The sequence below is a fragment of the Streptomyces sp. NPDC002701 genome, assembly GCF_042889045.1.
Taxonomy (GTDB): Bacteria; Actinomycetota; Actinomycetes; order Streptomycetales; family Streptomycetaceae; genus Streptomyces.
Genome location: NZ_JBIAQL010000026.1, coordinates 1 through 12179 on the forward strand (window position 1 = coordinate 1; position 12179 = coordinate 12179).

Sequence of the window (12179 nt, forward strand, 5' to 3'; positions counted from 1 at the left end):
CAGCCGGTGATGGCCAGAGCGCTGATGACGGCGCCGGTGCCAAGTGCGCGGCGTGTCAGGGGAGTCAGTGGCGTTTTCACCACGACATCGTTGTGTAGAGAACTGATCAGATGGGCGTGCTTTCCGGAAATCGGCTGAAAAACCACTGCTCAGGCTGACAGTGCATCCCTTGTTGCGGCCGCTTCCCGCCCCGTTGGGGACCGGCGGGGACCCGTTCGTGGGCGGCCAGGCCACGCAAACAGCCTCCCGGTTCGCCCTGCTGCTCCGGCGCCGGGTCGTTGAACTAGCAGCCTGGATGATGAACAGCCCGCTGGCATGCTCGGACTACGTGCCTGTTTACTGCGTGCCGGGGGCACAGACGGCGGCTGCGGGGTATTGGGGGGCAGGGCCGTCGTACTTCCATCGTCACGGGGCATTTCCGTGGGTGCTGCCGCGTCAAGGACGACCACCAAGACCACGGTGGGAGCCCTTCGCAGGGCTCCCACCACCTTCCCCTGTCTTGAAAGGTGGACTCACACTTCCCCACTGGCCACTCGCATGACGTGCGACCCGCCGGTTTGCACCCCACGCGTGATCAGGAGCGGTCCGGCCGGAGGAAGACCGGGCGGGCTGCTCGAGCGCCGGGGCGAATGGCACCGCACGCTTTGGAACCGCCGGGGCTCACGACACACCGCTTGTCCTGCCCGGCCAGGAGCCCACGGGCCTTGGACTTCGCAGCCCGGCCTCACATGGCCCGACGGCCGGCAGGATCCCCGCCGGGATCGTCGGCGAGCATGACGGACGCAGTGATCCGCTTGCCCACCGGTTCCTGGTGAACGCAGAAGGTCTGGGACACCGCCATCACGATCTCCAGGCCATGCTGACCGATGCGTTGCGGGTCGGCCGCCTGGATGGACGGCTGTGTGGGGCTGCTGTCCCATACGCTGATCTGGACAGCGCCCTCGCCGATCTGAAGGTCCAGCAGGCACGGGCCGGGGGCGTATTTGGCGGCGTTGGTGACCAGTTCACTCACGACCAGCTGCACCGTGTCCATCGCCCGCGCCGAGACCGGCAGACCGTGCTGGGCCTGCACCGCGGTGAGGAAGTCGCGGGCGAGACCGCGGGCCTCGGCGATGCCCGCGCTGTCCTCGAACGCGGCAGACGCCGTGACCGGGGCGTCGGCAAGGGGCTCCTGGCCCTCGTTTCGGGCAGCAGCATCCACGGGAACCGCCTCACTTCCGAAGCGTCGAGCACTGCCCAGTGCAGTTACCCCACAAACCCTGCAGCATCCTCACACCAAAGAGACCGGTTTCCGGAACCTTGGTGCGGGTTCTTCGCACGGGCAGAGGAGGAAAGGGCAAAGGTGAACGAGCGAACCGGGCAGTGGCACTTCCCGGCCCGCCACGCCCGCGGGGTGTTCGCCGTCGTACGCCATTGCGCCACCCGGCTCCGCGGCCTCGCCGAGGTCTGCCACATCGCCAAACGCACCGCCCGGGGGGATACGGGCGGGGCCGCACCCCTGCGAAATGCGCCATCGCGCCCCTGGTCCGGCACTACAGCAAGCGCGGACCATCTGGCACGCTGCAGATACGCGCCATGCGCGTCAGCCCCTTGACCGTCCCGTATCCCCGCGACGGTCAGGGGTTGTTCCCCCGCTCTGCGACCGCTTCCCGCCGGCTGGGAACGCGACGCCCACCGACCACCGTGACCGCGCGGTGGAACCGTCGTTGCATACGACGCTCCGTGTTTTCACCCCCGCCCCCGGGACCTGCGCGAGTGAGCCCTGCGGGTCCGTCCAGGATCCGCAGGGCTCGCTGCTGTCACAGCCGCACACGGCCCTGATCACTGCAGACCCGATCACGGCAAGTCATCACGGTGCCCAGGGCGGGGTACATTCAGCGCAGGTCCGTGCCTGACGGAGCCGGCACGGACCGCCCACCGCCGTGTGCGCAGACCGCAGGGGCCTCGTACCCGATCGGTGACAGGCACGAGACCCCTGCACCCTCCCCCTGCGGTCCCAGCCGGGGAGGCAGGCCGGACGCGCTTTCGGGAGTCGCCGCCGGCCCGGTCACCAGACTGCCCCCGGCCGCCGGACCTCACACCGGCACCCCGGACCGGTCATCCCTTCGTGTCTTCCTCACACCCGCCGGCCCCGATGAAAAATCCCTCCCCCGCAAGACCTCGCATGCGCACCCAGATGCCACCCGGACGCCCGGACTGATCCGGATACGGCCCCACCACGGCAAACCGTCACCGACCACAGCCACGCCGTCCCAGATGTCCGCGTGAGCACCAACTCATCACCTGGTCCTCACCCACGCCCTCAGGACGGATCCCACCGAGACCACCTCCTGCTCCCCCGCTCGCCCTTGTCCGCGTAGCCTGCACTCTTGCCCGCCTGTCCCCGGCAGGTACGGGCTCACAGACCGAAGTGCTGCTCGCCGCCATACAGGGGCAGGCTTTCAGCGCCAATCGCACCAAGCCCTCTCTCAGCGGGCGCAGCCGAGGAAACGGGACACGTTGACAGACACCCAGGAACCAGACCCCTTGCGCCATCTGTCGGTCACCCACACCACCGTTGACGGCGTCCAGGTCGTCACCCTGCGCGGCGAGATCGACCAGCGTGTCAAGGACGCGTGCCTGAAGGCCCTGCTCCCCGCCGGCGATGGTGCGGCGCCCTGGCGGGTCGTGGCGGACCTCAGCGGCGTGACCTTCATGGACTCCACCGGCATCAACACCCTCATCACCGCACATCAAGCCGCGAGCGGCACCGGGGGATGGCTGCGCATCGCCGGCGCACAGGAAGCCGTCCAGCGCGTTCTGGCCATCGTCGGCCTCGACCAGCTCATCGACTGCCACCCCACCCTCACCCAAGCCCTCAACAGCTGACCTCCCGGCACCCCACCCAGTCATCGCACTCGGCGCCGGCTGCGGACAGAAGACGGTCAACTACGAGCTGGCGCCGTAACGGTATTTCCCGGCTTGCCGGTGCCCGTCGCCTGTTCCAGGCCGCGAGCACCGACAGGTTGCGGGCTCCGGCAGCCGAACCCAGTCGGGTGAAACCGTCCCGGCACCCGAACCTCCACGGACGCCGGCACGTCGTGCCAGGCATGAGACCCATCCATGACGCACACATCGCCCTGCCCGGCCTGGCCGTGGTAGACATCGCGGCCGCCGACGACGCCACCGCCTTCGCCATCCAGAACCTCCTCGCCACACACCACGCCATCGCCCCCGCCGACCGGACCACGAGAGAACCCGGCGAGCCCGGCGTACGACTGCGCTGCTTCATCGACCTACGCCAGCAACCCGATTCGTAGCGCTGCGGCCGGCCATGCTCGGCTGACCAGTCGTGGTCGGGGTGGACGGCAGCGTGGTCTGCGCCGTGGTCGGTCAACCAGCCGACCGCGGGCGAATCGCAGGCAGCGGTGCTGGCGGACTGTGGGTCAGGGCGTGTCGCCGCAGTAGTAGAAGCGGCAGCTCACTCCCGGGCCGGGCGTGCGGGGCTCGCCGGTGAGCGGGTCGTACAGCGCGCGGCCGCCGGGCCACCGCCCCAGCTCGGTCATCAGGGCGACGCCGTCGTCTATCTCTTCCGGCCGCCAGCCGGTGATGTCGAGCAGCAGGCCGTCCAGCGGGCCGCCGACCAGCGCGGCGTACGTCTGGTGGGGCAGCGGGCCGGGGTTGGGGTCGTCGTGGTCGTGGCCGTACACCCGGCCGCGCAGCATCTGCTCGTCACCATCGTTCATCCGACCAGCCTCCCAGCCGCCACCGACAGCCGGGACAGACCCAGCGGGCCCGGCCTGGGTGGAGACCGGGCCTGCTGTGCTCACCGCGGCTTGGGCAGCGCGGTCAGCGTCCGCCGGCCCTCGCTATGGCCGACGACCCGCCACACCGGCCGGTCGGCCCCGCGTTGGGTGAGCTGGTGCAGGGTCGTCGTCGCCACGGTCATCCGGTAGTTCACGCGCGATACGGGACGTCAGTCGATGCGCTCGCCGTCGTACCTGCCGCCCACACACCGGTCGCCACGTTCTTTTCCTCCGCCACGTTCGCACTGGTCATCGCCGATGATGGAGACGGTGGCCGAGGCGGTAGTGGCCAGGCCGACGCCGATCGGGGCAGTGAGGGCAATGACGGTGGCGAGTGCGGTCAGTGCACGGCGCATAAGAACCTCCTTGTCGGTGGAAGACGGTCCTCCACGAGAGGGGTTCTTCACCGCCGCTTACTCCTGTATGCGCTGGTTCCCACGAAGGAGGGACTGTTGTGGGTTGTTCGGGTGAAATGAGGGGCAGGGTGCATCGGCGAACCGGCTCGGCAGGCTCCCGGTCCCGCGCCCAGTCGGCGCGTCGGCTGCCGACAAGGGGCCGCACTCCCACGTGCCGGGGCGGAACGACGGTCAAGGTCTCCTGACACACGGCCAAAAGTCCCTGTCAAAGGCAAGGAGGACGGGCGCGAACTGACTCCGTTCTTCCGGGCCGTCAAGATTGACATCTCTCCGGTGTCCAAGACCTCGCGGTCAAGGCCTGGGTTTTCGTCCTGGTGTGGGCCTCCCTTCGAGGAGGCTGGTCAGAGCCATTTGTTGCGACGTAGGGCGCGGTAGATGAGTGCGCAGACGGTGACGATGACGGTGAGGACGGCGGGGTAGCCGTAGCGCCAGGTGAGTTCGGGCATGTGGTCGAAGTTCATGCCGTAGACGCCGACGGCCATGGTGGGCACCGCGATGAGGGCGGCGAAGGCGCTGACGCGGCGCATGTCGGCGTTCTGCTGGACGCCGAGCTGGCTGATGCTGGCGGTGAGGATGCCGGAGACGAGTTCGTCGAAGGCGGTGATCTGTTCGTTGGCGCGCTGGTGGTGGTCGGCGACGTCGCGGAAGTAGGCCGCCACCTTCGCAGGCACGTGGGGAAGGGAGCCTTCGCTGAGGCGTTGCAGGGCGGGGGTGAGCGGTTTGACGGCGCGTTTGAATTCCAGCAGTTCCCGCTTGAGCTGGTAGATGCGGGCGGCGTCGACCGGGTGGTCGGGGGAGAACACTTCGGCTTCCAGGGTGTCGATGTCGCCGGCGAAGGCGTCGGCGACTTCCAGGTAGCGGTCGACGACCATGTCGGCGACGGCGTGCAGGACCGCGGCGGGTCCGTGACCGAGCTGGTGGGCGTCGGCCTCCAGGCGGCGGCGCACCTCTTCCAGGGGCGGGGCGCTGCCGTGGCGGACGGTGATGGCGAAGCCGGGGCCGGCGAAGACCATGATCTCTCCGGTGTCGACGATCTCGCTGCTGGCGGTGACCTGCTCGTGGTCGACGTAGACGATGGTCTTGAGTACCAGGAAGAGGGTGTCGCCGTAGCGTTCGAGTTTGGGCCGCTGGTGGGCGTGGACGGCGTCCTCGACGGCGAGGGGGTGCAGGTCGAAGGCGTCGGCGACCTGCTGGAGCTGTGCGGCGGTCGGTTCGTACAGGCCGATCCACGCGAAGCGGCCGGCATCGGGGTCTATCCGGTCCAGGATCGTAGGCAGGGCGATCTGGCCGGGGATGCGTGCGCCGTTCTCGTACACGGCGCAATCGACGACTGCCTCCGGCAGGTTCGCGGCGCTGTGCGCCGTGCCGTTGTCCTGTCCCGTCATCGCCTGGTCCTCCCGTGTAATCGACTGGTGGTGCCCGTCAGGGGTTGCTGAGGGGCCGCTGCCTGGCGGGCCTGCCCCGGGGCGCTATTCGCTGAGGTGGATCGTTACGGTGATGAAGACGATCCAGGCCACCAGGGCCGCGGTGCACAGTGTTCGCAGCGTCGGTTTCATCGGTGCTCTTTTTCCTTTCGTTGGCCGGCGTGGTGCCCGAGGTCAGAGCCAGTTGCGGCGTTTGAAGACGACATACAGGCTGGCGCACACGATGCCCATGAGCAGCAGGGCGAAGGGGTAGCCCCACATCCAGCCGAGTTCGGGCATGTGGTCGAAGTTCATGCCGTAGATGGTGCCGACCAGCGTCGGGGCGAACAGGATCGCCGCCCAGGAGGAGATTTTCTTGATCTCCCCGTTCTGCGCGTGGCTGGCCTGTGCCAGGGCCTGCATCTCGGCGTTCTGCTGCTGGGTGACCAGCGTGGCGTTGACGGTGAGGATGTCCTGCAATGCCTGCTTGAAGCTCTCGACGCGTTCGGTGACGTGCGTGGCGTGGTCGGCGACGTCGCGCAGGTAGCGGCGCAGTTCCTCGTCGATGTTGTACTTCTCGAAGCCGGCCGTCAGCCCGCCGACGATGGCGGCCAGCGGGCGGGTGGCGCGCTGGAACTCCACCACCTCCCGGGAGAGCTCGTAGATGCGGCGGGAGACGCCCGGGGCGTTGCCGAAGACCTCGGTCTCGATCTCGTCGATGTCGTTCTGCAGGCCGGCGACGACGGGGGCGTAGCCGTCGACGACCGCGTCCAGGATCGCGTAGAGGACCGCCTCGGGGCCCAGGCGCAATAGGTCGGGGCTGTTCTCCATGCGGGTGCGGACCGCGGCCAGGTCGGGGGCGGCGCCGTGGCGGACGGTGATGACGAAGTCCGGGCCGACGAACAGGTGCAGTTCGCCGAAGTCGACTTCCTCGGCGGCGTCCATGTAGCGGGCCGCACGCAGTACGACGAACAGGGTGTCGCCGTAGCGTTCCAGTTTGGGCCGCTGGTGGGCCTCCAGCGCGTCCTCGACCGCCAGCGGGTGCAGATCGAACTCCCCGGCCAGGGAGTGCAGTTCCGCCGGGTCGGGCCGGTACAGACCGATCCACGCCAGACCACCGGGCCGCTCGCGCAGCTGCCGGAACGTCTGCGTCAGCGAGTCGTGGGTGCTGGCACGCCGGCCGTCCTCGTACAGCGCGGCTTTGATGACACTGCCCTCGCGCCCCCTGGGCCCGGCCTGCGGCTGAGGCGCACAGTGCTCACCGGCGTCAGGGCCGGGGGCGGAGCGCTTGGCGGTCTTGGAGGGGGTGAGTGCGCGCAGGGCGCGCCGACGACGCTCAGACATGGGAAAGGGACCCTTTCCGCAGAGGGCAGGGAGATCAGGAGTGACGGACGGGCGGCATGCCGCTGGCGCCACCCCCAGGTCTCCTGCTTCAGGTCCCGGAGCGGACGGCGCCGTGCGGCATGCGACTGGGAGGTTCAGCGCTCATCGCGAACCCCACCACCTTTCGACGCAATACGGACACGACCGCTGAGCAGGTTATACCCCGCTCCCGGCAGGCAAGATCGGACCGGGGAAGTCCATACGTAATCTGTACGCCGTCCAGCAGCGCATACCGCGTCCTGCGAGGGCCCTGCCACCCTGAGCAGACCCCTACATAACCTGTACGCATGAACATGCAGGCAGCGGCAGACGCGGCGATCACCCAGGCCCGGACCTGGCGCGAAACGGGCGTCTGGAACGTCACCGACACCGACACCGCCATGGCCGCCGAGTTGCTGACCTCCCTGCCCTGGCCGACCGAATCAGCCCACTCAGCGGGCGACAGACTCGATCACCTGCGCGAGGTGCTCGCCGCTCTCGCCGTCGCCACCGCAACCTCCCGCACCCCGATGGGCTGGTTCCTGGGCCAGTGCGCCGCAGCCCTCGCCCCCGTCCTGCAATGGCAGCCCGACGGCACCGCCGACCACGCCACCATCACACCCACCCCCGGCGAAATCACCGATGCCGAAACGGCCTTCGCCCATATCCACGACTTCCTCGCCGCTCTCCAGCACAGCTGACAACCGGCCGGTACCGGCAGCCGGACCGCCGACCGGGCTGTCTATCCGTCGATTTCCTTGCCTGCGTCGATGCCCTGGTCGGCCGCCGGCACGTTGGCGGAGGTCTTGACGCTCTGAGCGCCCAGCACGCAGGCGGTCGACTCAGCATCCCGGCCTTCGGCTTCACGCACCAGGCGGCTCAGCAGGCCGTTAAGCCGGTCGAAGACACTCTCCTTCTGCCAGGTGGCGAAGTAGTCCGTAGACCGTCTCCCACGGTGCGAAGCCGTCGCAGACGTACAGGCCGGGCTCGATGAAGGGCATGGTGACGATCCCCTTCCGCCCGGCCGTGCCGGTCTCCCGGGTGGAGACGCGGTCGCGGGACCGAGCGGGCGGGAACGTAGAGCACCGACCTCGTTAGCGTCGCGGCAATCGGCCGGTAGCGCGGCACGGCGTGGGTCAGGCCGGATCCCACGCCGTGCCGCGCTACCGGCGACGCCCGAACAGGCCGCGGCCCTTCTTCGCGTCCGCTTCGGCCGCCTCCCGCGCGGCGTCCTCCTGCGCCTGCCGCCGCGCGACACGCTCGGCTTCGAGCTGGGCGAAGTGCTCGTCCAGGCACGGCCCGCACAGCTTGTCGGTACGGTCGGCCCCGAGCCTTCCCCGACTCAGCAGGGACGCCCAGCACTCGTTGGTGAACTTCGCCCCACACCGGGCGCACACCGGGCGGCGTGCCTCCTTCGCCGCTGCTTCACGCTCCTTTCGCCGGCGGTGGGCCTCCTTCGACTGCACGGCGTGCAACTGGTCGCCGTCGGGGTTGTCCAGCGCCTCGTTCAAGGTCTGCCACTCCTGCCGTCCGAGCCTGCGCCACACCTTCCCCGCGGCCCCGGCCGGGTCGGTGGTGATGCGCTCCAGCTCGGTGACGACCACGGGCACCGCCTGGTGGTAGTCGACGGCCGTGATCCCTGCCTCGCTGCCCGGGTAGGGGGTGCCGGCGAAGTAGCGGCGGGCGGCGTGCTCCATGCGTCGGATGCGGCTTTCGCGCTGCGCGGCCGTCTTGCCGGTGAAGACGAACGCGACCGGGACGTAGCCCTCGCGGCCGGTCGCCGGATAGAGGCGCGACCACAGCCGGGGGACGTGCACCGCCGCTCCCCGGGCCGGCCTACGGTCCTTCGCCACCGGGAGCCCGAACCAGTCGTGGTAGCGGCGCAGCTTGTCCACGAGGTCGTCGACGGGCTCGGTGACGCGGTCGACCTCCAGGAGCATCGCGGGCACCCCGGCGTCGGGGGCGCGCATCGTCAGGTCGGCGTACTGGGTGTATCCGTACGGCAGGCGGTGGGCGATCTCGGTCTGCCAGGACAGCGGGGTGCCGAACCCGGCCCCGGTGAGGACCGAGGCGGTCATCGTCACGGCGGCCGCGTGTTCGTCGTAGCCGTCGCCGTCGACCGGCTCTCCGTCGTCGTCGTACTGGAGCTTGCGCAGCACGGACATCCGCGCGCTCTTCGGGAGCAGCTGCTTGGCTTCCTTGTGTCCTCGCTCGGTCAGCACCCACAGCTGGTGGCCCGACTCCAGTCGTGTCTCCACCCGGACCTTCCCCTCGCCCTTGAGGGCGTTGAGGGTGTCCCTCGTGCACCGGTCGTGCCGGTCCCCGGGACGCAGCATCCGCCACAGGTGGTCAGCGGTAGCCCTCTGGAAGATGCCCAGAGCCTTCAGCACTTCCTTCTTCCTGGTGTGGGTCGGCTTCCATGTCTGCTTCAAAGACTTGGAAGGGTTGTCGAACGTGTCGGGGACCCCCGGTTTCTGGGGCTGACCTGCACCGACGCGTCCGGCGGCCGTGGAGGGGGTGATGGAGGGGCCCGTGGAGGGGGTCGGCGGGATCTGGTCGACGTCGTCGGCAGGCCCGCGGTCGGCCGGCTCGTGCGGCTCGGAGACGGGGCCGGGGGTGAGGTCGGTGGGCACGGTGTCCTCGGTTTCTCCGGCCTGCGGGCCGGGTCGGTGAGCGTCCGGCCCGCACGCGAGGGTGCGCGCGGGCCGGAGCCACCGTCGGAAGGACCCCCTTGTCCGCGGTCTGACGGTCACCGACGCCGGACGCCCGATTCCTCCTTGACCACCCCTTGCAGTCCTTTTTTGTCCGTGACTGGAGTCACAACCGTCTCCCTGTCCCCCGGCGGGCTGACAGCAAGGACGAAGCTCCGTCCGGACCGGGAGATGTGCTCTAGCGTGAGCGCTCCCGTCACCCGCTTGGCAGAGGAGCTGAAGTTGCCCGAGGTCTGGATCGGCCCGCGCCGCTACGCGACGAAGAAGGCCCGGCAGGAGGCCGTACAAGCGGTCCTGGCCCGCTACGGCCTCGGGAAGGACGTCGACCAGGAGGACGACGACCTGCTCCTGCGGGACCTGCTCGACATGCACCCCGACGCGGCGGAGAAGGTCGGCCCGGGGGTAGACCGCTTCCGGATCATCCCCACCCCGCGCGGTCACCACAAAGGCCCGGAAGCGGTCCTGGTCGACGGCAGCAAGGTCGCCTTCTCATACCAGAAGTGCCTGGACGCACCCACGCACCGACAGCGCGTGCTGGCAGCGATGCGCACCGAGATCCAGCCGCAGGTCAACACCTACTACGAGTCCCGCAAGGCGTCGAACACGCTCGTGTCCGACGAGAGCGGCCAGCCTCTGGCCCCCGCCGACATACACGTCTCCTACTTCCAGGGCCCGCGGTTCCACGACATCGCGCTGGAGTTCGTCCAGGCCGCCGACGGCTTCGATGCCGTCGACCTGACCGCAGAGACGGCGCGGGGTCTGGCCCTGTTCACCGATCGGGCCCTGGCGGAGCGCTGGCACGCCCACCACCAGGAGCACGCCGTCCTCGGTCTGCTGTCGGCCAAGGAGAACCTGCGCCGCCCGCGCGTGTAGCGCACCGGATGTCTGGGCCGGCGGCGCGCGGGTGCGGACCGGCGCGCATGGTGCGTTGAGTTGCGCGCGATGGAACGCACTTCCCCACCCGGTGGAGCACACCGGGTGGATTCCATCCGCGCCTGGTGCGCTTCGCGGTGGCCTCCACTCTCCACTCGGTGCGGACGATGTCGTGCGCTTCCACCCGGTGGAACGCGCCGCGCACGGCATCGTCCCCACCGCGCACCGCCCCTACGGACGGTGACGGTGGGCAGCGTGCCGGGAGGGAGAGATCTCCCCTCCGCCACCGTGCACCGGGGCCCGGTGCGTGCCGCCTCCGAAGGGGTAGCGGACGTGAAGAAGGCGATGAACGACCTTCGCCGCAAGCTGCCCGAGCGGTGACATCCGTCAGCCGGCAGCAGCGCTGCTTACCATCTCCGGCCTCCGACCCCCGAGGCCCGCCCACACACTCGCTCGCCCGTCCCTTTCTCTTCTTCCGGGCCGGCGGGGTGTGGGGGTGTGCCGAGGGGGTTGTCCGGCTTGAATCAGGGCCGGTCGGGGTGCGGTGACCTGCGGGAACGAGCAGGGCCGATAGCGGGCGCCCTACCTCATGGCCTATTCGATGTCCTACCTGCTGGCCTCCCTCCTGCTTTCCCTCATGTCCTCCCCGTGGCCCGGAGCTCCGGGGCGGTGACGTCCCGCTCGCGCGGCCCTGCCGACGCGCGAGAAGGCCGGCCCGGCACCCGATCCCCCGACGTGCTCGCCGCGCCCGCCCGCTTCCCACCCACCCTTTTTCCAGGTGAGGCGGGCGCGGGGTGCTCTGAGGGGGATGTCCGCACCCCGACCACGCGACAACAGGCGTTGTCACCTGCGTAAACGCCGCACGATCCAGAAGGGGTGCGCAACCTCCAGCGCAACCCTTGCCGCAACCTCCAGTGCAACCCTGTACGCAACCGTGGTCACCGCTGACAGCGCAGCCTGTCAGCGGTCGTGCGCGGACCCTCGACACGCACGAAAAGCCCGGCGGGCTCGCTCCCCGCGGCTGTTCCCGAGGCCCGCCGCTCCCTCCCCTTTCACTCAGGAGAGGCGGACGAGGGGAGATCCAAGGGGGATGTCAGCACTCCGACCACGCCCTTACCGGCGCGGTGACCTGCATAAACGCGATACTGCGTGGTGAGGGGTGCACGTCAGATCATGCGCCGCGTTCCGCGCCACATCGGGCGCCGGATGCTGCGACCAGCGGGGCCCTGTCAGTGGTGAAGATCAGCTGGCTCCACCCCTGGAAGACCTGAGCCCAACACACGCTCCATGCTCTGCCCGGTGGGGGCCCACCAGGCAGAGCGGTAGGCCCCCACCAGTCGCAGCCGACCCCGACCATGACCATGACCACAGCAGGTCACGCCCATGGCCGGGGTCAGCGAACGAGGAGCGCAGTCTCTACGAGCAGACCGTGACCGGGGCGCACGCGACGTCGTTGAAGTCGACGAAGCGTGTTTCCCGTCCCCCGCGTGGAATGCGAAGCGACCCCCGGTGATGACGCCCCTCCGGGGGTCGCTGCTTTCACCACCCAGGCAACACGGTTGCGCAGCCGAATGTGCAGCCTCCTGCGCACTACGCACCCGCCCTGCGCATGCACGGCCGCGCTGCACA

12 protein-coding genes and 1 pseudogene are annotated in these 12179 nt (G+C 69.4%); 5 read left to right on the forward strand and 8 right to left on the reverse strand.

From position 1 onward, the window contains the following. Positions 1-724 precede the first annotated feature (724 nt). Positions 725-1201, reverse strand: coding sequence for an ATP-binding protein (locus ACFYXC_RS36285; RefSeq protein WP_389556768.1), 477 nt, complete (start codon positions 1199-1201; stop codon positions 725-727). A gap of 1298 nt (positions 1202-2499) precedes the next feature. Between ACFYXC_RS36285 and ACFYXC_RS36290 the strand changes: the two genes are divergently transcribed. Next, positions 2500-2868, forward strand: coding sequence for an STAS domain-containing protein (locus ACFYXC_RS36290; protein WP_389556769.1), 369 nt, complete (start codon positions 2500-2502; stop codon positions 2866-2868). A gap of 221 nt (positions 2869-3089) precedes the next feature. Continuing rightward, a complete protein-coding gene (locus ACFYXC_RS36295) occupies positions 3090-3299 on the forward strand; it encodes a DUF6207 family protein (protein ID WP_389556771.1) in 210 nt (69 codons plus the stop codon). Between the two features lie 126 nt (positions 3300-3425). Here ACFYXC_RS36295 and ACFYXC_RS36300 read toward each other — a convergent pair whose 3' ends face one another. The 5 genes from ACFYXC_RS36300 to ACFYXC_RS36320 all read right to left on the reverse strand — a co-directional run bounded on the left by ACFYXC_RS36300 (position 3426) and on the right by ACFYXC_RS36320 (position 6948). Beyond that, a complete protein-coding gene (locus ACFYXC_RS36300) occupies positions 3426-3725 on the reverse strand; it encodes a hypothetical protein (RefSeq protein ID WP_389556772.1) in 300 nt (99 codons plus the stop codon). A gap of 80 nt (positions 3726-3805) precedes the next feature. Continuing rightward, positions 3806-3940 carry a hypothetical protein gene (locus tag ACFYXC_RS36305; RefSeq protein ID WP_389556774.1) on the reverse strand — a complete coding sequence of 45 codons (135 nt, stop codon included), beginning with the start codon at positions 3938-3940 and terminating at the stop codon, positions 3806-3808. Positions 3941-3955: 15 nt separating this feature from the next. Beyond that, the gene (locus ACFYXC_RS36310; RefSeq protein ID WP_389556776.1) at positions 3956-4141 is read right to left on the reverse strand and encodes a hypothetical protein; all 186 of its coding nucleotides are present in this window, start codon (positions 4139-4141) and stop codon (positions 3956-3958) included. Positions 4142-4542: 401 nt separating this feature from the next. Beyond that, positions 4543-5586, reverse strand: coding sequence for a magnesium and cobalt transport protein CorA (locus tag ACFYXC_RS36315; RefSeq protein ID WP_389556777.1), 1044 nt, complete (start codon positions 5584-5586; stop codon positions 4543-4545). Positions 5587-5799: 213 nt separating this feature from the next. Further along, positions 5800-6948, reverse strand: coding sequence for a magnesium and cobalt transport protein CorA (locus ACFYXC_RS36320; protein WP_389556779.1), 1149 nt, complete (start codon positions 6946-6948; stop codon positions 5800-5802). 326 nt (positions 6949-7274) lie between these two features. Between ACFYXC_RS36320 and ACFYXC_RS36325 the strand changes: the two genes are divergently transcribed. After that, positions 7275-7667, forward strand: coding sequence for a hypothetical protein (locus ACFYXC_RS36325; protein WP_389556781.1), 393 nt, complete (start codon positions 7275-7277; stop codon positions 7665-7667). 44 nt (positions 7668-7711) lie between these two features. Here ACFYXC_RS36325 and ACFYXC_RS36330 read toward each other — a convergent pair. Then, positions 7712-7925, reverse strand: a pseudogene (locus ACFYXC_RS36330) (IS5/IS1182 family transposase); the annotation flags it as partial. A gap of 204 nt (positions 7926-8129) precedes the next feature. Next, a complete protein-coding gene (locus ACFYXC_RS36335) occupies positions 8130-9599 on the reverse strand; it encodes a replication-relaxation family protein (protein ID WP_389556783.1) in 1470 nt (489 codons plus the stop codon). 282 nt (positions 9600-9881) lie between these two features. Here ACFYXC_RS36335 and ACFYXC_RS36340 point away from each other — a divergent pair, with 282 nt between their 5' ends. Further along, entirely contained in the window at positions 9882-10550 is a 669-nt protein-coding gene (locus tag ACFYXC_RS36340) for a DUF3223 domain-containing protein (protein WP_389556785.1), read from the forward strand. Positions 10551-10805: 255 nt separating this feature from the next. Further along, positions 10806-10931, forward strand: coding sequence for a hypothetical protein (locus tag ACFYXC_RS36345; RefSeq protein ID WP_389556787.1), 126 nt, complete (start codon positions 10806-10808; stop codon positions 10929-10931). Positions 10932-12179 lie beyond the last annotated feature (1248 nt).

Bases quoted from the DNA above. Each gene is read 5' to 3' on its own strand.
- ACFYXC_RS36310 (WP_389556776.1), bottom strand. From the start codon at position 4,141: ATGCGCCGTGCACTGACCGCACTCGCCACCGTCATTGCCCTCACTGCC.
- ACFYXC_RS36295 (WP_389556771.1), top strand. From the start codon at position 3,090: ATGAGACCCATCCATGACGCACACATCGCCCTGCCCGGCCTGGCCGTG.
- ACFYXC_RS36315 (WP_389556777.1), bottom strand. From the start codon at position 5,586: ATGACGGGACAGGACAACGGCACGGCGCACAGCGCCGCGAACCTGCCG.
- ACFYXC_RS36325 (WP_389556781.1), top strand. From the start codon at position 7,275: ATGAACATGCAGGCAGCGGCAGACGCGGCGATCACCCAGGCCCGGACC.
- ACFYXC_RS36300 (WP_389556772.1), bottom strand. From the start codon at position 3,725: ATGAACGATGGTGACGAGCAGATGCTGCGCGGCCGGGTGTACGGCCAC.
- ACFYXC_RS36320 (WP_389556779.1), bottom strand. From the start codon at position 6,948: ATGTCTGAGCGTCGTCGGCGCGCCCTGCGCGCACTCACCCCCTCCAAG.